Raw genomic sequence first — 20,725 nt, 5'->3', positions numbered from 1 at the left:
AATTCCCGTGACCGCGAGAATCAGGCGTTCAGAAGTATGCCTTCACCAACTGTGTGGCGACCTCAGCTGCGAGCACCGGAGGCACCGCGTTCCCGACCTGCGTGAACTGCCGAGCGGTCGGCCCGACGAAGGCGTAGTCATCGGGGAAGGTCTGCAGCCGCGCGCATTCCCTGACGCTCAGGGTGCGCGGAATCTCAGGGTGCAGGTGCGAGCGGCCGCCGCCGTTGGTGCCTCCCGCAATGACCGTCTTTGACGGCTTGTCTGGCGTGAGCCGATCCACGCGGCCGAGATGGTCCCGCTGGCCGTAGTCGAGGACCATGTAGCGGGCGATCGACCCGGCCTTGTGGCGGCGCGTCTCGTGGTTGAAGGCGCCCGATTTGGGCAGATCGTCGAGGACGCTGGCCGAGCCGAAGTGATGCTGCTTTTGTGGTGGGACGAACGTGCCCGCTCCCCGCGATCCCACGACGAACATGCGCTGCCTGTACTGGGGAACGCCGTGGTCGGCGGCGTCGACGACAATAGGCTCGGCAACCGTGTATCCGGCGCGCTTCAACTGCGCCACCGCCACCGACAGCTGCTCTCCGCCGTCGAGGTCGCGCAGCCCCGGCACGTTCTCGATGACGAACGCCTTGGGCATGAATTCAGTCACGAGATTCACGAAGTCGAAAAGGAGATTGCCGTTCTTCTCGTGGCTGAAGCCCACGCGCTTGAAGTTGTCGCCCCACCGCGCGAAGCGCTGGTTGGCGGCAATGGAGAACGGCTGGCAAGGCGGCCCCCCGACGAATACCCCGTCGAACGGCTTGGTTACCAGTGGCGACAGCGCCTCTGCGACTTCCTCGAATTTCGAGACGTCGCCGGAATGGAAGGGAGGTCCGAACACGTTCCAGTGGGGCCGGTTCTTGTGGAGAGTGCGGCAGAAGATCTCGTTGTGCTCGAAGGCGGCGACCTGGCTGAAGCCGACGGCTTCAAGTCCGAGGTCCATCCCGCCGCAACCCGTGAAAAAGCTCGCCACCGGGACGCCATCGGCGATCTTGTCGAAGGATTCTAGCTTGCGGGGTTTCTTGCCGGACCACGACCGGGAGCGGGAATTCCGGTAGATGAGATCGTCGATGCTGAGTCCTTGGACCTCCATGATCTCGCAGATGTCGGAATCCTCGGCTGCGACCGATATCAGCTTCTCCTGGAAGCGATATCCCTGTTCCGCTGTCGCCGCCTTCGGATTCCGCTTCAGCATGTCACGTCCCCTCGTATGCTTTCTTGGCTTCCCCGTAGACGGCCCTGGCCTGGCCAGCGTCCTCGAAGTCCTTCTTTTTGTTCTTCTTCATCCACATGTCGTAATAACGATGCACCGCTCGATGACAAGTGGGGCAGTTGGCTACGAGGTCGTCGAGAATCGTGCCCTTGGCGTTGGTTCGCGCACCGGAACAAAGCGGCAACAGATGATGGATGTCAAGTATCCGCGTCGCCCATGGATAGGATTCTTCCGTATTGGTGCCGCAGAAATCGCACACGGGAGAAGGATTCGCGACGAAGAAGGCCTGCCTGATTTTGGCGTTCCGCTCGATCGTGAGGTGGGTCTTCTGGACACGGCCGCCCTCGACGAAGCCAGCTTCCTCCGTATCGCTTAGCACCGTATTCGGATACTCGAAAACGAGATCGGCGATGGCGTTGCCGTAGAGGGCGGTTATCCTCTGGATTTCTGCGTCGCCGTCCGCCAGCCGCGTCCCGCCGACGGGCGACAGCTGCTCGAACAGCTCAAGCGAGTCCTTCTCGTCAAGGGAGACGGTGACCGATGTGCGGTTAGTGCTGAGGTACGAAATCTGGGAAAGCACCCGAATACTCTCGTTCGCCTGCCGCTGCCCCTGAATCGGGGCATACGCCTTCCTGGCTATTCCGAGATACGCCGTCTGGTCCTCGTCGCCGACGAAGCCGGAGGCAGCGTAGGCGGCGACGATGGCGCTTATGTCTGTGGTCAGCAAACCCTCGTTCGCGCGCGTCAGCACGTACTTCAAGGCGAACAGCAGCGGATATCGGGGTGCGACGGTGTTGTCCCATCCTGAGAGAGCCGGAGACGGGTCCGTCGTCGCCTCAGCCAGGAAATGGAAGAACTCGTCCGTGGTGATCTTCCCGTCCTCGGCGAGCAGCTTCGCGAGCGGAGTCGGCTTCGAACTGGTCCCGGACGACGTTGCCAGCATCATCAGCTTAAAAGTGCGCGAGTAGTTGCGCCAGGGCTTGTAGCCAGGCTTATTCGGAAGGAACGGGAGCCCGGTCGCCTTCGACATGTCGTCCACGTCCACGGCCTTCAGGTCGTGCTTCACCGCGAATTTTGCTATTTTGCGAAGCTCGTCGAACTGGAAATAGTCCAGCCGCCCCTGATCCCAATTCCACATAGGAATCCCTCCCGGGCCGCCCGAATCCTTGAGCGAATCCCTAGAAGACTTCATAACCCCTACATGGATACTGAGAAAGATCCCACGGGCGCGAGCACGAGGACGCCGTCAGTCGATCCGGAGCGGAGCCGACGGATGGCCCTCATCCGCTCGAAGGACACTAAGCCGGAGGTGTTTGTCCGGCAGGTAGCGCACAGGCTGGGATATCGCTTTCGCCTGCATCGGAAGGACTTGCCCGGCCGTCCGGACATGGTGTTCCCATCGCGTCGAGCGGTCGTGCTTATCCATGGCTGCTTCTGGCACGGACATGACTGCCCGAAAGGCCAGCGCCACCCGAAGACGAACGTCGACTACTGGCGACGCAAGATCGCCGGGAACATTGAGCGCGACCGGGCCTCGCTGGATGCGCTGTTGACGGGCGGCTGGCGGGTCATGGTCGTTTGGGAGTGCGAAATCTCGCTGAAGCGCCGCGCCGAGCTCGAGGACCGCCTGCGCGACTTCCTGGGCTAGCACCTATCAGTCCTCGCGCAAGCCCTTGTAGGGGTTGCAGAAGCGATGGTGGAACCCCTCGGAGCTGATTTCCCGGCCGCAGCTGACGCACACCCGCATCGCAGGGGTATGCGCACTTGGGGCGTTAGGTCGCCGATCTGCAGTTCGGCCATCCGCATGCGTACGGACGTTTCCGTCCTGCGGAGCATGAAGGCGATCCTGCCCGCTCTGACGCCATGGCCCACCAGCTCGCCCAGCAGGGTTTCCTCGTCCTGTCCACAGCCGTTCGTCGCCGGCCGCGACGTCCAGGCGGTCGACGTCCAGGTCAGGAGTGATCCGCTTGCGGGTTATCCTGCAGCTACCGTTCCGGCGCTGCGGCCCCTGGCCTCCGCGATGGAGCGGTAGCTGAGTCCCAGGCCCAGCATGAAATTGGCCAGTGACTTCTCCCCCTCCGTCCAGCGTGGCCTCCCCTCCGTGGTTCTGAGCGGAGCCGCCTGATCGGGGTGTTCTTTCCACATGACATGCCGCATCACGGTTGACGCAAATCTCGATACCGCCAGGTTTGTAAAGGTGGACATCATCGTCGCGCAATTCAATGCCGCGTTGCCCCCTGTTGCGTTCGCCGGCTCAGGGGGGCAGGTACGCCTAAGTTATTGTCCGCCAACTTTTGATAATGTTGGGACCGAATCCTTTACGGTCAGCACAGCGAGCGCTCGCAATACATTCGCTTGTGCGCGTGCCTCGTCGGCAGCCTCCGCCTTAGCCGCCTGCTCGGCACACAGTTCAGCGCGCCATGCCGACGATGCCTTCGGCCTTGTGCGGAGAGCCGGCGGGCGCCGGCAAGGTGGTGTTCCGCACATCATCATCCGTCACCCTTGTCGAGGCGACGGCACCCGGTATTGGCGTTGCCGAACTCCCCGCTACCGCGCTGACGCCGAGCCGGAGCTGGTGCGGATCATGCCCGAGCGCTCGACCGATTTCGACGTCTGGCTGGTCGCCCATGCCGATCTCTACAAGACCGCGCGGATCCAGGCGTTGATCCGCGAACTGGTCGGGGCGTTCGATCCAGCCGTTGGGGCGATACCATAGTGTCGGTTTGCCGGGCGGCCTATCCACGGCGATGAGCGCGTGGCGGCGCGGCGACGACACGCCCGTGCGATGCCTGGCGATTGCTCAATCCGACGGCTGGGTACGCTCCGCGATGGCGAATGCCTGCAGGTTCTTGGCCTTGCCGATGTCCTGATCCGCATTTGCGATGATCGAAAAGAAGGCCGCTCTGGCGATGTCCTTCTTCGAGGCCTTGGGGTGCGCTTTCTGGGCTGCCTTGACAAGCTGCTTGGGAGACATGTCGGGCGTGACGATCCTCATGAGGGTGTCGCCGATCGCGCTCATTTCACTTGCGTCCATGACGGGGTGTCCTGTGCTGCTGACCGTAGACCACGATAGCAAGGATTACTCGCGACTGCCAAGATGGTAGCTGAAATAGAAAACCCCGCCGGCAGGGAACCGGAGGGGTTGGTCCTGGGAGGACGCACGGCGCACGCTGCGTTCGTCGACCGCGCCTTGTCTTCATATCGCCCGGTTGCGACACCGATGTGACACTCTGGTCATCGGCTCAATTCCATGCTCGGCCATGCGCAGGGCTCGGACGCCGGCATCAAGCCTTTGGAAAGGAGAAATGTGGTTCTGTTCGGAAGCTGAGCCGCGTGCGGGTGCTGGCCAGGCTAGGCAATAGAGGCGAGCGAATGGATATATTTGGCATCAAGGGGCTGTTGATCTGCGCGCTGATCTTCATTCCGTTCGAACATCTGTTTCACGAACGGCCTCAGAAGGTCTTGCGCAAGGGCCTGGGTGTCGATCTGATCTATGTGCTGTTCAATGGCCTCATCGTAAAATTGGTCATCGTTCTGATCGCGGCCAACACGCTCGAAGCCGCCGCGATCCTCGTTCCGCAATCAATCACGCAGACCGTTGGCGGCCAGCCCGTCTGGCTGCAGGTCCCCGAAATCGTCGTGATCACCGATATCGGCGTCTACTGGGCACACCGGGCTTTCCACACGATCCCGGCGCTTTGGAAATTCCATGCGGTGCACCATGGCATTGAGGAACTGGATTGGCTCGGCGCTTTTCACTCGCACCCGGTCGACGCCATCCTCACAAAGGCATTGTCGCTGACGCCGATCTTTTTCCTCGGCTTCTCCGAAGCCTCGATCGCCATCTTTTCGGTCATCTACTTCTGGCACACGCTGCTCGTTCATTCGAACGTGCGGATTCCGTTCGGTCCCTTGAAGTGGCTGATCGCCAGCCCGCAGTTCCATCGCTGGCACCATGCCAACCAGCGCGAGGCCTATGACAAGAACTTCGCCGGGCAATTGCCTGTCCTCGACATGGTGTTCGGCACCTACAATGCCACCGGCGACAAGGTGCCGGAAAAATACGGCGTCGATGATCCGGTCCCCTCCAGCTATTTCGGGCAGGTCAGCTATCCGCTCCTGCCGGGCGAGAGGCGATCGAACCGTCCAGTGCCGAGCACCGAAGCCTGACGGCTGACACCGGCACGCAGATCTTCGCCGCTCGAAACCGGCGGTGTCGCCAGGTGGCAGCAGACGTTGCGTCGCGGGTTGGCTTTGGCTGATACCGGCAATAATTGTGGGTCCTGCGCGTTCGCCTCGAGGCATTCCCGGCATGGACCATCACGACGACGATCTCAGGAAATTCGAAGCGCATGGCGCGACGCCACTGCCGGCCGCGCGGGACGAAGGCCGGCTGGCACATGACGGCGCCGAAATCTGGTACGCCACGTTTGGCGCCGGCCTTCCCGTGATCCTGCTGCATGGCGGCCTCGGTCACGGCGGCAATTGGGGATTTCAGGTCCCTGCGCTGGTCAAGGCCGGCTATCGGGTCGTGGTGATCGACAGCCGTGGCCATGGGCGCAGCAGCCGCGACGAGCGGCCGTATAAATATGAACTGATGCCTTCCGATGTCCTGGCCGTGATGGACAGGCTGCACCTGAAAAAGGCGGCTATGGTGGGTTGGAACGATGGCGCCTGCGTTGCCCTGATCCTCGGCATGAAAGCCGCCGACCGCGCCACCGGCGTTTTCTTCTTCGGCTGCAACATGGATCCGGGCGGCACCAGGGAATTCGAGCCCAGTCCGGTCATCGATCGCTGTTTCAGCCGGCATGCCAGGGACTATGCCGAATTGTCGGCGACGCCGGACCGGTTCGACGCATTCGTCGAAGCCGTCGGCCTGATGATGAAGACCGAACCCAACTACACTGTCGCCGACCTGGCGCGGACGCGCGTACCCGTGGCGATCGTTCAAAGCGAGCATGACGAGTTCATCAGGCCCGAGCACGCGAGCTATCTGGCCCGCAGCATCCCGGCATCGCAATTGATCATCCTGCCCGACGTCAGCCATTTCGCGCCGCTGCAACGGCCCGGGCAGTTCAACAGCGTGCTGCTGGCCTTCCTCGAAGAAATGCATTCTTGAGAGCTCGGTGCGCAGCGCGCGCCGATGCCGGAAGGCTTTTTTCGTCGAATCGGCTAAACCTTGCGGCATGAACGAGACCTCGCTCTATGCGCCGGTGAAGCGGTTCCTCGAAAGCCTCGACTTCGTCGTGAAGGGCGAGATCGGCGGCTGCGACATCGTCGCGCTGCGCGAGGGCGAGCCGCCGGTGGTCGTCATCTGCGAATTGAAACTGCAATTCAATCTGGAATTGGTGCTGCAGGGCGTCGACCGTGCGGCCGCTTGCGACGAAGTCTGGCTGGCGGCGCGCATGTCGGCCCGCGGCAAGGGACGTGAAAGCGACGCCCGGTTCCGCAACCTCTGCCGCCGGCTTGGCTTCGGTGTGCTTGGCGTGACAGCCAACGACAAGGTCGAGGTGCTTATCAGTCCCGCCGCGCCGGAGCCGCGCAGGAATGCACGGCGGCGCTCACGCCTTGTCGACGAGCACCAGCGCCGCCGCGGCGATCCTGTCGCCGGTGGCGGATCGCGCAATCCGATCATGACCGCCTATCGCCAGAGTGCCCTCACCTGTGCGGCCGCGATGGCGGACGGACCCAAACGACCACGCGATCTGAAGGCCTTGACGCCGATCGCGCCGAAAATCCTGCAGCACAATGTCTATGGCTGGTTCGCGCGCGTCGACCGCGGCCTCTACGATCTCACCGATGCCGGCCGCGCCTCGTTGATGCGTTGGCCGCAGGCTTCGCACAGTCCGCCGGGATGACCGTGAACGTGCTCTATTCCGTCATCCAGTTCGCGCAGGATTTGCTGATCGAACGGACGCGATCCGGGCCCGGCCGACTTTCTGACAGGGAGGCATGATGAGGGTATGCATCCAGGACATGCGAAATCTTGGACCTGCGACGGCGCGGATGTTGGCGGAAATCGACATTATCGACGATGAGGATTTGCGCCATCTTGGCTCAGTCGAAGCCTATCGCCGCCTAAAGTTCCGATTTGGCCGACATGTGACGATCCTCGCGCTCTATGCGATGGAAGCTGCATTATCCGATTGCGATTGGCGGGATCTCAAACCGGACACAAAGGCGTTTCTCCGACAACAGGTTGGCGCGGCCAAGTCTTAGAGGACGGCGCTCCAAACGTTCACCAGGAAATTCGGTCCGACGATGAAACACGACACGGGATTTTGAACGCGACGGCCGCCTGAACACGGGAACCTGCCGGGTCCTTTGGTTGATTTTTCAGACAAAACATGCTGCTAGTCCCGCCCATGAAGACATTCTGCATGATGGCCATTGCGTCCCTGACGCTGACTTTCCCGGCCAGCGCGATGGACAATGCTTTGCGTGCCGGGTTGATGAAACTTGACCCGCAAACACGCCTCGAACAGCGGTGCGATGCCGAAGTCCTGGACCGGATCACCCATGATGACCGCAAGTTCAAGGCCGACCGGGTCGTCGCCTACGCCTTTGCGACGCCCGAGATGAGCGCCGACGCGATCAGGAGTCCGGGTGCGGCGTTCCGCAGCAAGGGACAGTGGTACCGGCTGAGATTCAAATGCCAGACCGGGCCGGACCATATGGAAGTCCTGCAACTGCGCTACCGGATCGGTGACGAAATTCCGGAAGCGGACTGGGCGAAGTACAATCTCTACGATTAGTTTTTCGCGGGCTTGCGTAGGCTTCGGCTCACGTGCCGGCAGCGGCTGAGAATCCCCTGTAATACCCCTGCCACGAAAGTGGTTTTCCAGTGTTGTCGGTGGCCGCGTCTTGACGCCAGCGGACCATGCCTTTAGGCCCGTCTGGACGATCGACAACGAACACTCGGCGAAGGGCTTCCCGGTCGATGGAAATATTTACCGCCGCGGGCATATCGGCTCTTTTTCAGGTCATCGCCATCGACCTTGCGCTTGCGGGCGACAATGCCATCGTCATCGGCCTCGCGGCGGCCGGCCTGCCCGCCGCCCAGCGCAAGCGCGCCATTTTGGTCGGCATCGCGGCGGCCACCGTGCTTCGCATTTTCTTCGCCCTGATCACGCAATGGCTGCTGACCATCGGCCCGATGCTGCTGATCGCCGGCGGCCTGCTTTTGCTGTGGGTCTGCTGGAAGATGTGGCGCGAATTGCGCGTCAGCCACGATGAGGAGCGCGACGCGACCGAAGCGCTGTCGAATGGCGATTTCGACAAGGACGGCATCATCGGCGGCGAGGGATCCGGCAAGACCTTCTCGCAGGCCGCCTGGCAGATCGTCATTGCCGACGTGTCGATGTCGCTCGACAATGTCCTGGCCGTGGCCGGCGCGGCCATGAACCATCCGACGGTGCTGATCATCGGACTGGCCCTGTCGATCGCCTTGATGGGCTTTGCCGCGTCGTTTGTCGCGCGCCTGCTGCACAAATACCGCTGGATTGCCTATATCGGCCTGGCAATCATCCTCTATGTCGCGGTCAAGATGCTGCTTGACGGGGCCGTGCAGCAATTCCCCGAGCACTTCGCTTTCCTGGCGCCTTGGTTCGGATCCGGAGGCCACTGAGCCATCCGATGGCGCGGACCGGCCCGTCGGCCGGTTTGCTTGATTGCGCAACCCATGCTATTGCGCCGCGCGTATTGGCTCCTGCCATGCGCCATAGACCGACATTTACAGCGATTTGAGGCCGGACCAGCGTTTCGGCCCGTGCCCCCATTGGAAGCTTGCCTATGTCCGCCCCTCGCGTCAGTTTCGTTAGCCTTGGATGCCCGAAGGCGCTCGTGGATTCCGAGCGTATCATCACGCGCCTGCGCGCCGAAGGCTATGAGATAGCCCGCAAGCATGACGGCGCCGATCTCGTCGTGGTCAACACTTGCGGTTTCCTCGATTCCGCCCGCGACGAGTCGCTCAACGCCATCGGCTCCGCGCTTTCGGAAAACGGCAGGGTCATCGTCACCGGCTGCCTCGGCGCCGAGCCGGAGGTGATCCGCGAAAAGCATCCCAATGTGCTGGCGATCACCGGGCCGCAGGCCTATGAGAGCGTCATGGCTGCCGTACATGAGGCAGCCCCACCCTCGCATGATCCCTATATCGACCTGCTGCCGCCGCAGGGCGTCAAGCTGACGCCGCGCCACTATGCCTACCTGAAGATCTCGGAAGGCTGCAACAACCGCTGCACCTTCTGCATCATTCCCGCCCTGCGTGGCGATCTCGTTTCGCGCCCGGCCGCCGATGTGCTGCGCGAGGCCGAGAAACTGGCCAAGGCCGGCGTCAAGGAACTCCTCGTCATCTCGCAGGACACCAGCGCCTACGGCATCGACATCAAGTACCAGACGTCGATGTTTGGCGACCGCGAAGTGCGCGCGAAATTCCTCGACCTCTCGGAGGAATTGGGCAAGCTCGGCATCTGGGTGCGCATGCACTATGTCTACCCCTACCCGCACGTCGCCGACGTCATCCCGCTGATGGCCGAAGGAAAAATCCTTCCCTATCTGGATATCCCGTTCCAGCATGCCTCGCCGCAAGTGCTGAAAAACATGCGCCGGCCGGCACATGGCGAAAAGACGCTGGAGCGCATTCGCGGCTGGCGTGACGTGTGCCCGGATCTCGCCATCCGCTCGACCTTCATCGTCGGCTTCCCTGGCGAGACGGATGAGGATTTCGAGATGCTGCTCGACTGGCTGGACGAGGCCAAGATCGACCGTGCCGGCTGCTTCAAATACGAACCGGTCAAGGGCGCCCGCTCCAACGAGCTCGGCCTCGAACAGGTGCCGCAGGATGTCAAGGAAGCACGCTGGCACCGCTTCATGCAGCGTCAGCAGAAGATTTCGGCGACGCAGCTGGCCAGGAAGGTCGGCAAGCGGCTGCCGGTACTGATCGACGAAGCCCATGGCAATTCGGCGAAGGGCCGCACCAAATACGACGCGCCGGAGATCGATGGCTCGGTCCACATTCAGTCGCGCCGCCCGATGCGTGCCGGCGACATCGTCACCGTCAAGATCGACCGCGCCGACGCCTACGACCTCTACGGTTCGGCCGTCTGAGCGTTCAGTCACTTTCTCCCGGCAAATGAAAAGGGCGCTTCGCGGCGCCCTTTCCTGTTCGAAATGTGATGCGCCGCTTACTGCGGCAGCTTGTCGTCGACGCCCTTCACGTAAAAATTCATGCCGAGCAGTGTGCCGTCATCGGCGACTTCACCGTCCTTCAGCCACGGTGTACCGTCCTGCTTGGCGATCGGTCCGGTGAAGGGGTTCCAGCCGCCGGCGATCTTCTTCTCGGTCGCCTCGGCCATCGCCTTCACATCGTCGGGCATGTTGGTGTAGGGCGCGAGCTTGACCGCGCCGTCCTTGATGCCGAGCCACACATTGTCCGGCTTCCAGGTGCCGTCGATGGCTGCCTGTACGCGGCTGATATAGTACGGACCCCATTCGTCGGTCAGCGAGGTCAGCTGCGCGTTCGGCGCGAACTTGATCATGTCCGACGACTGGCCGAAGCCATGCAGCTTGCGCTCCTCGGCGACCTGCAGGGCGGCGGTCGAATCGGTATGCTGGACGATGATGTCGGCACCTTGATCGAACAGCGCCTTGGCGGCGTCGGCTTCCTTGCCCGGATCGAACCACGAATTGACCCAGACGATCTTGGCCTTGAAGTTCGGGTTGATCGACTGCGCGCCGAGCATGAAGGAGTTGATGCCCATCACCACTTCGGGAATCGGGAAGGAGACGATGTAGCCGGCAACGCCGGACTTCGATTCCTTGGCGGCGATCTGGCCGAGCACATAACGGCCTTCGTAGAAGCGTGCGTTGTAGATACCGAGATTGTCACCGGTCTTGTAGCCGGTGGCGTGCTCGAACATCACTTTCGGAAACTTCTTGGCGACCTTCACTTCGGCATCCATGAAGCCGAAAGAGGTGCCGAAGATCAGCTTGCAGCCTTCGCGCGCCAGACGCTCGAAAGCACGGTCGGCATCGGGACCTTCGGAGACGTTCTCCAGATAGGCGGTCTCGACCTTGTCGCCGAGCGCCTTCTCGACTTCGAGCCGGCCCTGGTCGTGCTGGTAGGAGTAGCCGAAATCGCCGATCGGGCCGGTATAGACCCAGCAGGCCTTCAATTTTTCGGCAGCCTCTGCGGACGCGGCCAGCGACAGTGCCGCTGTCGTCGTCATCAGGGCAATAAGCAGTTTTTTCATCGTGTTACCTCTCTGTGTTAAGCCTTGGAGCTTCCCGTCTTTTTGTTTTTGTCAACGATCCGGAACGAATGGCTGCCCCAGGGATGCCGGCGTGTTCATCATCGTCAGACGCTTGTTGCGCGAGATTAGAACGAGAACCACGACGGTTGCCAGATAGGGCAGAGAAGAAAGCATCTGCGAGGGCACCGGAATGCCAAAAGCCTGTGCATGAAGCTGGCCGATCCACACCGCGCCGAAGATGTAGGCACCAGCCAGCACCCGCCACGGCCGCCACGACGCGAATACCACCAGCGCCAGCGCGATCCAGCCGCGGCCCGCGGTCATGTTCTCGACCCATTGCGGCGTGTAGACCAGCGACAGATGGCCGCCGGCGAGACCGGCGCAGGCGCCGCCGAAAATCACCGCCAAATAGCGGTAGCGGATGACCTTGATGCCGAGCGCGTGCGCCGAGGTGTGGCTGTCGCCGATCGAGCGCAGCGTCAGTCCGGTTCGTGTCTTGAACAGGAACCACATGACGGCGGCGGTCAGCACGATCGAGATGTAGAACACCGGATCCTGGCCGAACAGCAGCTTGCCCACGACCGGGATGGCGCTGAGGCCTGGAATGTCGAGATTGGGCAGCCTGACACCGGGCTGGCCGACGAAGCTCGTGCCGATCATGCCGGAGAGGCCGAGGCCGAGCAGCGTCAGCGACAGGCCGGTCGCCACCTGGTTGGTGGCCAGCGACAGCGTCATGACGGCGAACAGCAGCGAGAACAGCGCCCCCATGGCGACCGCCGCCAAAAGGCCGATCCAGGGCGAGCCGGTCAGATAGCCGGCCCCGAAGCCGCCGACCGCCCCCATGATCATCATGCCTTCGACGCCGAGATTGAGCACGCCGGAGCGCTCGACCACCAGTTCGCCGATCGCAGCGATCAACAGCGGCGTCGCCGCCGTCGCGATGGTCAGGAGGATGTTGACGGTGATGTCCATCAGCGGGCTTCCTTCAACTTCGGTGGAGCGTCGAGCTTTGCCGCGCCTTCTTGTTTCGTCAGCGCCAGGCCGATCAGGCGGATGCGGTAGTGGATGAGCGTGTCGCAGCCGAGCACGAAGAACAAAAGCATGCCCTGGAACACCCGCGCTACCTTGTCGGAAATGCCGAGCGCGCTTTGCACCGCCTCGCCGCCGAGATAGGTCAGCGCCAGAACCAGGCCCGCGGCGACGATGCCGAGCGGATTGAGGCGGCCGAGGAACGCCACGATGATGGCGGTGAAGCCGTATCCGGGCGAAATCACCGGCTGCAATTGCCCGATGGCGCCGGAGACTTCAGAAATGCCGGCAAGTCCGGCCAGCGCGCCCGACAGCAGGAAGGCGAAGAACACCATGCGGCTGAGGCCGAAACCGGCGAAGCGCCCTGCGCGCGGGCTGGAACCCAGCACACGTACCTCGAAGCCCTTGAGCATGCGCCCCATCAGGATCCAGATCAGCACCGCGGCAACCAGCGCGAAGACAAAGCCCCAGTTGGCGCGTCCGGCGTCCGGCATCAGTTCCGGCAGCACGGCGGAGTCGCCGAACTGGATCGTCTGCGGGAAACCATGGCCCTGCGGATCGCGCCAGGGGCCGCGCACCAGCCAGTCGAGGAAGAGCTGGGCGACATAGACCAGCATCAGGCTGGTCAGGATCTCGTTGGTGTTGAAGCGGGTCTTCAGAAACGCGGGTATTGCCGCATAGGCCGCGCCGCCGACCATGCCGAGCAGAAGCATCAGCGGCAACACCAGCGGGCCTTCGAATTGTGGAAACAGCACCGGAATGGCCGAGCCGAAGATGGCGCCGAAAATAAACTGGCCCTCGGCGCCGATGTTCCAGATGTTGGCCTTGTAACAGACCGAAAGGCCGACCGCGATCAGGATCAGCGGTGCCGCCTTGATCGCCAGTTCATGCAACTGCCAGACCTGGCTGATCGGTTCGATGAAGTAGATCCGGAACGCGGTCAGGGGATTGACGCCGAGCAGCGCGAACAAAATGGCACCGGCGATGATCGTCAGGGCGAAGGCGATGAACGGCGATAGAGCTGAAAACAGCACGGAGCGCTGCGGGCGCTTGACGAGTTCGAGGCGCATCATGCCGTCTCCAGCGTATGTTCGGCGTGGCCGGGCTCGGCGCCGCCCATCAGCAGGCCGACCTTCTCGAAGGTCGCTTCGGCGATCGGCATCGGCTTGGACAATTCGCCATTGTGCATGACCGCGATCGCGTCCGAAATTTCGAACAGCTCGTCGAGATCCTGGCTGATCACCAGCACCGCAGATCCGCTGCGCGACAGTTCGATCAACGCCTGGCGGATGTGGGCGGCGGCGCCGGCGTCGACGCCCCAGGTCGGCTGGTTCACCACCATGACACTGGGCCGGCGGTCGAGTTCACGGCCGACGATGAATTTCTGCAGGTTTCCGCCCGAAAGTGCCGCAGCTTCCGGATCCGGCGCGCTCTTGCGCACGTCCATCGCCTCGATGATGCGTTGCGAGGCAGCGTAAATGGCGCCGCTCTTGACCATTCCACCGGTGCCGACAAACGCCTTGCCGTCAGTGGCATGGCGCGACAGCAGAAGGTTTTCCGAAAGTTTCATGCGCGGCGCCGCACCATGGCCGAGGCGCTCTTCCGGCACGAAGGCGGCACCCAGCAAGCGCCGTCCGGTGATGGTCAGCCCACCCGCATCCTTGCCGCGGACGCGCACCGAGGCGGCATCCTGCTGCAACACTTCGCCTGAAACGGATTCGAAGAACTCACCCTGGCCGTTGCCGGCGACACCGGCAATGCCGATCACCTCGCCGGCACGGACATTGAGGCTGATGTTCTTGAGCGGAATGGAGAACGGCGTTGCCGGCTTGCGGGTGAGACCGCGGACTTCAAGCAGCGGCTGCGCGGTCTCGATCCCCGCGACCGGGGCGCGCACCACGGCCTGCACCTCGTTGCCGACCATCATGCGGGCGAGCGAGGCGGCTGTCTCCTCGCGCGGGTTGCAATGGCCGACCACCTTGCCGTGCCGCAATACGGTGGCGCGGTCGCAGATGCGCTTGACCTCTTCTAGCCGGTGCGAAATGTAGAGGATCGATTTGCCTTCCGAGCGCAGCCGCTCCAGCGTCTCGAACAGCTTGTCGGCTTCCTGTGGCGTCAGCACCGAGGTCGGCTCGTCCAGGATGATGAGCTGCGGCGTCTGCAGCAGGCAGCGGATGATCTCGATCCGTTGGCGTTCGCCGACCGACAGGTCGCCGACCAGCGAATCCGGATCGAGCGGCAGGCCGTAGCTATAGGAAAGCGCCCTCGCCTTTGCGGCGATGCTGCTGATCGGCGAGCCGTCGTCCAGGGAAAGCGCGATGTTCTCGGCCGCGGTCAGCGCCTCGAACAGCGAAAAATGCTGGAACACCATGCCGATGCCGAGCTTCTTGGCGGCGCCCGGGCTGGTGATCCGCACCGCCTGGCCGTTCCAGAAAATCTCGCCGGAATTGGGCTCCAGCGAGCCGAACAGCATCTTGACCAGCGTCGATTTGCCGGCGCCGTTCTCGCCGAGCAGCGCGTGGATTTCACCTTTGGCGATGTTGAGATCGACATGGTCGCACGCCGTCAGCGTGCCGAATATCTTGGTCAGGCCACGAACCTCGAGCAGGTTCGCCCCATCATGATTTGCACTCACAGTGCCTCCCATCTGGTTCACCAGATATGTTCTGTGTTCCCGCAAGCATGGTAGGCGCCGCCGGCTCTCAACGGAAAGCGGCACGCGTCTTGAAAGAGCTTCAAGAATTTCAGCGGAAATTCAAGGGATAGCAAGCCCGGCGGGACTAAGAGACTGTTTCGAAATTCGCGCTGGCGAGTATGGTGGTGGTTTCGAGAACCGGAGCGCAGCGGACATTTGGGTCCGTGAGCTCAGGTCTACTGCGACGCAGCAGACCTGAGAAGCGCGGAAAACGCCATCAGATGGCCGCCAGAGCAGAGTTTCCAGACAGTCTCTAAGGGATGAGAATGGTCGTCCCTGTGGTCCTGCGCCCCTCGAGGTCGGCATGCGCCTTGCCCGCATCCTTCAGCGCATAGCGCTGGTTGATCTGGATCTTGACGGCGCCGCTGAGCACCACTTTGAACAACGCAGCCGCGGAGGCGTCGAGGTCCTCGCGTTTCGCGTTGTAGACGAACAGCGTCGGCCTTGTGGCGAACAGCGAGCCCTTCTGTGCCAGCAATGACATCGAGAAGGGCGGGATAGGTCCCGACGACTGGCCGAAGCTGACGAACATGCCGAGCGGCCTGAGGCAGTCGAGCGAGGCCGGGAATGTGTCGTTGCCCACCGAATCGTAGACGACGTCACATTTCTTGCCGCCGGTGACGGCCGCGACACCGGCGACGAAGTCCTGCTCCCTGTAATTGATGACATGGTCGAAGCCGTGCGCCTTGGCGAGTTCGATCTTGTCGGTCGAGCTTGCCGTGCCGATGACGGTTGCGCCCAGATGTTTCGCCCATTGGCCGAGAATGAGCCCGACGCCGCCGGCAGCCGCATGGAACAGGATCGTGTCGCCCGCCTTCACCTTGAAGGTCCGGCGCAGGAGATATTCGGCGGTCATGCCCTTCAGCATCATTGCAGCCGCCTGTTCGTCGCTGATGCCGTCCGGAACCTTGACGACCCGGCTGGCATCGATGACGCGCTCCTCGGCATAGGCGCCTGTCGTTACGGCATAGGCGATCCGGTCTCCCGCCTTCAGCCAGTCGATATCCCGGCCGACCTGCAACACGACGCCGGCGGCCTCGCTGCCCGGAATGAGAGGAAAGCCTCCGGGCGGCGGATAAAGGCCGGAGCGATGATAGACATCGATGAAGTTGAGGCCGATCGCCGTATGCCTCACCAGGATCTGTCCGGAACCCGGCTGGCCGGGATCGGCGGCCTCATAGGTCAGAACTTCCGGGCCGCCATGAGCGTGGATGCGGATCGCTTTGGACATGGACTGGGATTCCTCTGGGAGCGGCTCGTCAGGCCTTTTTGGCGCCGAGATTTGGAAAGAACTGCATGATGCCACCGATACAGGCCAGGTAAAGCCCGGTAATGGTGATGCCGATCTTGATGAAGGTGCTGACCTGTCCGCTCAACACGCCGATCTGGTCGTAGAAGGCGGCAAGCGCCGCCTGCGCGAGGGCAAGCGCACCGAAGGCGCACCACAAAAGGGTCATTGCGAGATTGATGGGCCGCAGCCGCACGACCCGCACCGGATGAATGAAATTGATCGGGATGAAGGTCAGAATACCGGCTACCACCACCACCGCGAACGACACCCATTGTCCGGGCTCGATGACGAACAGCGTGAACACCACCATGTTCCAGACCACGGGGAAGCCCTTGAAGAAATTCTCCTTCGTCTTCATGCCGGTGTCGGCATAATAGATCGCGCTGGAGACGACGATGATCGCCGCCGACAGGAACGACAGACCCTCGCCCATGAAGCCGCGCTGGTAGAGCGCGAAGGCCGGGATCAGCACGTAGGTCACGTAGTCGATGATGTTGTCGAGGAGTTCGCCCGACCAGGTCGGCAGGATTTCCTTGACCTCGAGCTTCCTGGCGATAGGCCCGTCGATGCCGTCGACGAACAGCGCCAGCCCAAGCCACCAGAACATTGCCGTCCAGCGTTCCTCACTCGCCGCCACCAGCGACAGGAACGCGAGGAACGAGCCTGACGCTGTCAGCAGATGGACCGAGAACGCCCTCGCCTGTGGCCAGGTGACCTTCTTCTTCGGTCGCGGAATCCGATCCGTGATCTTCTTGGCGGCTTTCCGTGCCGCCATGTTCCTGGCCGATGTGTTCTTGCTCACGGGCCCCGCCAATCCAGCTTGCAGATTTCGGCCGAGCGGCCGGCAAAATTCCAGTTGCGGCCAAAGGCTCGCATCTTGCTCTTGTCGGACCTCGCCACGATGATCTCCGGTGCAATCCAGTATTCCGAATTGGTGATCACCGTGTCCTTCTCGCGATCCTTGCCCGCGATTGGCGTGACCGCGCCATCGATGATCTTCGGTATCTGGAAGATACGCGTCTTGTCCCGTGTCTCATAGGTGATCGGCACCTGTTCGACGCCCAGGAATCTTCCGACCAGGATCGACAGCAGCGATGTGGTTCCCCCGGCCTTGCCGGTGAAAATCTTCGTCAAGGCTTTTACCGCGTAGACCGAGGCGCGTTTGTCGATGAAGAGGCCCGCGGTCCAGTTGCCGCGGCTCATGTAGCCGGGGATTTCCATGATCAGCCCAAGGTTGAGGCCGGACAGGTCGACCTCGCCGAAATGGCCGGCATCGATACGGAAACCCGCCCAGGTCTGGCAGTAGCCCTCGGTCGGAGGATGACTGCCGAGCGACAGCACGCAAGGGCAAAAAACCGTGCAATTGCAGGAGAGTACGAGCTCTCCTTTCATTGCCCAGCTCTGATCTGTCATTGATTTCCCCCACTCACAGCGAGATTACTAGCAGCGCGGCTGCCCAGACAAGCAGTATCGCACCGGCCAGCCGGGTTGGAAGACGGCCCGTGGTTTGTTTTTCAATCAGGGTGAACACGCCGATCAGCGCCATCCAGAAGATGTTCATCACACCGACTGCGAACATCACCAGCATCAGCGCCCAGCAGCAGCCGAGGCACCAGATGCCTTGCACGGCACCAAGGCGGAAGACGCGGGTCGCCGTGGCGCTCCAGTTCGAAAACAGGATCGAGAACGGGTTGCGGCATTTTTTCAGGCAGGCCTCCTTGAGGCCGCTGAACTGGTAGAGGCCTGCAACCAGCAGTGCAAGCGCCCCGGCAACGCCAAGCAGCGGATCGTAGATTTCGCCGGACGCGGCGAATGCATGCACGCCCAATGTCAGCGTAGCAAACACCATCGAGGCGGCGAGCCAGACACCGAGATAGCCGGCAACCAGTACCAGCGGATGGACGACCGGCTCGCCTTTGATCCGGGCGGTATCGGCGATCTCGCAATAGGTGCGGATCATCGGCGCCGCCGACGGCAGCATCGCGGCGATCGCCATCAGGAACCACATCAGGATCAGCGCCAGGGCACGCGGGACGATGCTTGCATCCAGCGGCGCCGGCGACAAGCAGAGCGCGAAGAACCGCTCCAGGAAATCGGGCAGCGGTAGCTGCGGCAGGCCGCGCAGGAGCGTGTCGCCGGGCGCGCTGCCCCGGGCCTCGGCGCCTCGAATCGCCATCGTCGCCAGCGACGACCAGGCGAGCAGAATGCTGGCGCCGACGACGATATTGACCGTCAAACGCGGGTTGCGCGCAACATCAGCCGTGGCGCGCCCGGCGCGGTCGAGATGGCTGAAATCGTCCTGGGGGCCGGTCATGACACCCGAATGGGCCGAATCGCCGCGTTGATCAAGCCGCATGAACTGACCTATATGCTTCTCGACTGGCAGGTCTGGTGGCCCGCCTCGCATCGCAAGCCGGAAACCGATCTTGGAGCATCAGGAAACAGCGCCGATACTGATTGCCGGCACCGGTCCGGCAGGGCTGATCGCGGCGCTTGCTTTGGCCGATGCCTGCTTCCCGGTGACGCTGGTGGGGCCCGAGGCGTCGGCCCCCGATGCCCGCACCACGGCGCTGATGAACCCTGCCCTGAAAGTGCTTGAGCGGCTCGAGGTCCTCGAAGTCATCAGGCCCAAGGCCGCTCCTTTGAAAGTCATGCGCATCGTCGACGCGACCAGCCGGCTGATCCGCAGCCCCGTCGTCACCTTCCGCGCCAGCGAGATCGATGAGGACCAGTTCGGGCTGAACCTGCCCAACAGCGTGCTTAGCTCCGCGCTTGCCGACAAGGTCGCCGCCCATTCCGGGATCGAATGGCGCAGGTCGATGGTGAAGACCTGGCACCTCGATCCCGATCGGGCCCACGCCGTCCTCGCCGACGGCAGCGAGGTCGGCGCGTCACTGGCGGTCGCCGCTGACGGTCGCCAGTCGCCTGCGCGCGAGGCGGCAGGCATTTCGACCGGCTCGCATGCCTATCCGCAGGCCGCGCTCGTGCTTAATTTTGGCCATAGCCGTGAGCACGCCTCCACCTCGACCGAATTCCACACCGAAACCGGTCCGTTCACGCAGGTTCCGTTGCCCGGCTATCGCTCAAGCCTGGTCTGGGTGGTGAAGCCCGAGACCGCCAAGGAACTTGCTGCCCTGGATGACGCAACGCTCTCGCTGCGGGTCGAGCAGCGGATGCAGTCGATGCTGGGTCGGGTGACGGTAGAGCCGGGCCGCCAGATCTATCCGCTTTCGACCGTGACGCCCCTGCGTTTCGCACGGGACAGGGTGGCGCTTGTCGGCGAAGCCGCGCATGTGTTCCCGCCGATCGGTGCGCAAGGCCTCAACCTTGGCATCAGGGATATTGACGATCTGGTTGGAATTGCAAAAGAAAATAGCGGGGATCCAGGCGCGGCCAAGGCACTTGCCGCCTACGATTTCAAGCGTCGCCCTGACATTCTGGCGCGCAGCAGCGCGGTCAACCTGCTCAACATGTCGCTGCTCTCCGATATGCTGCCGGCGCAGATGGCGCGCGGTGCCGGTCTCGGCGTGCTCGGCGGCTTTGCACCGCTGCGCGCCTTCTTCATGCGCGAAGGGCTTCGCCCCGGCAGCGGTTTTGCAGCACTCGCGGGCGGGCTGCGGAAACCCATGCGGCAGCAGTAGCGATTTTGCGGATTTTATCGCGACATCGCGAGATCAATCAAAACCTTTGCGTCGCATTCTGCGTAGCTTGAAGGCGCTCGAACGCTTCGGGATTGAATTGACTCAGTGTCTGCGCCAAATAAAGCCAAGGAATTCAGTGGTGAGTACGATGAAAACGGCCAAATTCGCGATCGGACAGGTGGTTCGCCACCGGCTGTTTCCGTTTCGAGGCATCATTTTCGACGTCGACCCTCAATTCGCCAACACCGACGAATGGTACGAAGCCATCCCCGCCGACGTGCGGCCGCGCAAGGATCAGCCATTCTACCATCTGCTCGCCGAGAATTCGGAAACCGAATACATCGCCTATGTGTCGGAGCAGAATCTCCTTGAGGACCGCTCGGGCGAGCCGGTCCGCCATCCGCAGATCAAGGAGATGTTCGACAAGAGGCCGGACGGGCGTTACGAGCCGAAACGCCAGTCCAGGCACTGACTTTCCGGCATTCCGGCCGGCCGTCAGGGCCAGACACGAAAAAAGCGGGGCATGACCCCGCTTTTTCTTTGACTTGGGAGCGACCGAAGCCGGTG

The 20,725-nt window shown here is 62.5% G+C and carries 22 protein-coding genes; 10 read left to right on the top strand and 12 right to left on the bottom strand.

Annotated features, from left to right (window positions below):
* Window positions 1–28: 28 nt before the first annotated feature.
* Window positions 29–1,234, bottom strand: a complete 1,206-nt coding sequence (gene dcm, locus FJ546_RS19540) for a DNA (cytosine-5-)-methyltransferase (protein ID WP_140890820.1) — start codon at window positions 1,232–1,234, stop codon at window positions 29–31.
* Between the two features lies 1 nt (window position 1,235).
* Entirely contained in the window at window positions 1,236–2,390 is a 1,155-nt protein-coding gene (locus tag FJ546_RS19535) for an HNH endonuclease (protein WP_140890819.1), read from the bottom strand.
* Window positions 2,391–2,453: 63 nt separating this feature from the next.
* On the opposite strand from FJ546_RS19535, the gene FJ546_RS19530 reads away from it, so the two are divergent.
* Window positions 2,454–2,900, top strand: coding sequence for a very short patch repair endonuclease (locus FJ546_RS19530; protein ID WP_140890818.1), 447 nt, complete (start codon window positions 2,454–2,456; stop codon window positions 2,898–2,900).
* Between the two features lie 762 nt (window positions 2,901–3,662).
* On the opposite strand, the gene FJ546_RS31280 is transcribed toward FJ546_RS19530, so the two are convergent.
* Both FJ546_RS31280 and FJ546_RS19520 read right to left on the bottom strand, forming a co-directional pair.
* The gene (locus FJ546_RS31280) at window positions 3,663–4,028 is read right to left on the bottom strand and encodes a hypothetical protein (protein WP_181167998.1); all 366 of its coding nucleotides are present in this window, start codon (window positions 4,026–4,028) and stop codon (window positions 3,663–3,665) included.
* 24 nt (window positions 4,029–4,052) lie between these two features.
* On the bottom strand, window positions 4,053–4,286 hold the full coding sequence (locus tag FJ546_RS19520) for a hypothetical protein (protein WP_010909424.1): 234 nt from the start codon (window positions 4,284–4,286) through the stop codon (window positions 4,053–4,055).
* Between the two features lie 338 nt (window positions 4,287–4,624).
* Between FJ546_RS19520 and FJ546_RS19515 the strand changes: the two genes are divergently transcribed.
* From FJ546_RS19515 to rimO, 7 genes are all read left to right on the top strand, one after another.
* Window positions 4,625–5,422: a sterol desaturase family protein gene (locus tag FJ546_RS19515; RefSeq protein WP_140890817.1), complete on the top strand. Its 798-nt coding sequence runs from the start codon at window positions 4,625–4,627 to the stop codon at window positions 5,420–5,422.
* Window positions 5,423–5,564: 142 nt separating this feature from the next.
* Window positions 5,565–6,371, top strand: a complete 807-nt coding sequence (locus FJ546_RS19510; RefSeq protein WP_140890816.1) for an alpha/beta hydrolase — start codon at window positions 5,565–5,567, stop codon at window positions 6,369–6,371.
* A 67-nt stretch (window positions 6,372–6,438) separates the two neighbouring features.
* The gene (locus FJ546_RS19505; protein WP_140890815.1) at window positions 6,439–7,110 is read left to right on the top strand and encodes a DUF2161 domain-containing phosphodiesterase; all 672 of its coding nucleotides are present in this window, start codon (window positions 6,439–6,441) and stop codon (window positions 7,108–7,110) included.
* Between the two features lie 94 nt (window positions 7,111–7,204).
* Window positions 7,205–7,471, top strand: coding sequence for a TfoX/Sxy family protein (locus FJ546_RS19500; RefSeq protein WP_140890814.1), 267 nt, complete (start codon window positions 7,205–7,207; stop codon window positions 7,469–7,471).
* Window positions 7,472–7,599: 128 nt separating this feature from the next.
* Window positions 7,600–8,007 (top strand): DUF930 domain-containing protein, encoded by a 408-nt coding sequence (locus FJ546_RS19495; RefSeq protein ID WP_181167997.1) that lies wholly within the window; start codon window positions 7,600–7,602, stop codon window positions 8,005–8,007.
* Between the two features lie 185 nt (window positions 8,008–8,192).
* Window positions 8,193–8,879 carry a TerC family protein gene (locus FJ546_RS19490; RefSeq protein WP_140890812.1) on the top strand — a complete coding sequence of 229 codons (687 nt, stop codon included), beginning with the start codon at window positions 8,193–8,195 and terminating at the stop codon, window positions 8,877–8,879.
* A gap of 164 nt (window positions 8,880–9,043) precedes the next feature.
* Entirely contained in the window at window positions 9,044–10,357 is a 1,314-nt protein-coding gene (gene rimO, locus FJ546_RS19485; RefSeq protein WP_140890811.1) for a 30S ribosomal protein S12 methylthiotransferase RimO, read from the top strand.
* A 77-nt stretch (window positions 10,358–10,434) separates the two neighbouring features.
* On the opposite strand, the gene FJ546_RS19480 is transcribed toward rimO, so the two are convergent.
* From FJ546_RS19480 to FJ546_RS19445, 8 genes are all read right to left on the bottom strand, one after another.
* Window positions 10,435–11,502 (bottom strand): BMP family ABC transporter substrate-binding protein, encoded by a 1,068-nt coding sequence (locus FJ546_RS19480; protein ID WP_095774447.1) that lies wholly within the window; start codon window positions 11,500–11,502, stop codon window positions 10,435–10,437.
* A gap of 51 nt (window positions 11,503–11,553) precedes the next feature.
* Window positions 11,554–12,474 carry an ABC transporter permease gene (locus FJ546_RS19475; protein WP_140890810.1) on the bottom strand — a complete coding sequence of 307 codons (921 nt, stop codon included), beginning with the start codon at window positions 12,472–12,474 and terminating at the stop codon, window positions 11,554–11,556.
* On the bottom strand, window positions 12,474–13,604 hold the full coding sequence (locus FJ546_RS19470) for an ABC transporter permease (RefSeq protein WP_140890809.1): 1,131 nt from the start codon (window positions 13,602–13,604) through the stop codon (window positions 12,474–12,476). The genes FJ546_RS19475 and FJ546_RS19470 overlap by 1 nt, the downstream gene beginning before the upstream one ends.
* A complete protein-coding gene (locus FJ546_RS19465; RefSeq protein WP_181167996.1) occupies window positions 13,601–15,178 on the bottom strand; it encodes an ABC transporter ATP-binding protein in 1,578 nt (525 codons plus the stop codon). The genes FJ546_RS19470 and FJ546_RS19465 overlap by 4 nt, the downstream gene beginning before the upstream one ends.
* Before the next feature lie 301 nt (window positions 15,179–15,479).
* On the bottom strand, window positions 15,480–16,457 hold the full coding sequence (locus FJ546_RS19460; protein ID WP_140890807.1) for a quinone oxidoreductase: 978 nt from the start codon (window positions 16,455–16,457) through the stop codon (window positions 15,480–15,482).
* Between the two features lie 28 nt (window positions 16,458–16,485).
* Window positions 16,486–17,292 (bottom strand): phosphatidylcholine synthase, encoded by an 807-nt coding sequence (gene pcsA / locus FJ546_RS19455; protein WP_181168004.1) that lies wholly within the window; start codon window positions 17,290–17,292, stop codon window positions 16,486–16,488.
* Between the two features lie 23 nt (window positions 17,293–17,315).
* Entirely contained in the window at window positions 17,316–17,930 is a 615-nt protein-coding gene (locus FJ546_RS19450) for a DUF1326 domain-containing protein (protein ID WP_140890805.1), read from the bottom strand.
* Window positions 17,931–17,943: 13 nt separating this feature from the next.
* Window positions 17,944–18,873, bottom strand: a complete 930-nt coding sequence (locus tag FJ546_RS19445) for a DUF2182 domain-containing protein (protein ID WP_140890804.1) — start codon at window positions 18,871–18,873, stop codon at window positions 17,944–17,946.
* A 70-nt stretch (window positions 18,874–18,943) separates the two neighbouring features.
* Between FJ546_RS19445 and FJ546_RS19440 the strand changes: the two genes are divergently transcribed.
* Both FJ546_RS19440 and hspQ read left to right on the top strand, forming a co-directional pair.
* On the top strand, window positions 18,944–20,158 hold the full coding sequence (locus FJ546_RS19440; protein ID WP_140890803.1) for a UbiH/UbiF family hydroxylase: 1,215 nt from the start codon (window positions 18,944–18,946) through the stop codon (window positions 20,156–20,158).
* 148 nt (window positions 20,159–20,306) lie between these two features.
* Window positions 20,307–20,630, top strand: a complete 324-nt coding sequence (gene hspQ / locus FJ546_RS19435; RefSeq protein WP_019858091.1) for a heat shock protein HspQ — start codon at window positions 20,307–20,309, stop codon at window positions 20,628–20,630.
* Window positions 20,631–20,725 lie beyond the last annotated feature (95 nt).

This window comes from Mesorhizobium sp. B2-4-19 (assembly GCF_006441315.1).
Lineage (GTDB): Bacteria > Pseudomonadota > Alphaproteobacteria > Rhizobiales > Rhizobiaceae > Mesorhizobium.
The sequence above is the reverse complement of the archived record's forward strand: the minus strand, read 5'-3'. Positions and strand labels throughout refer to the sequence as shown.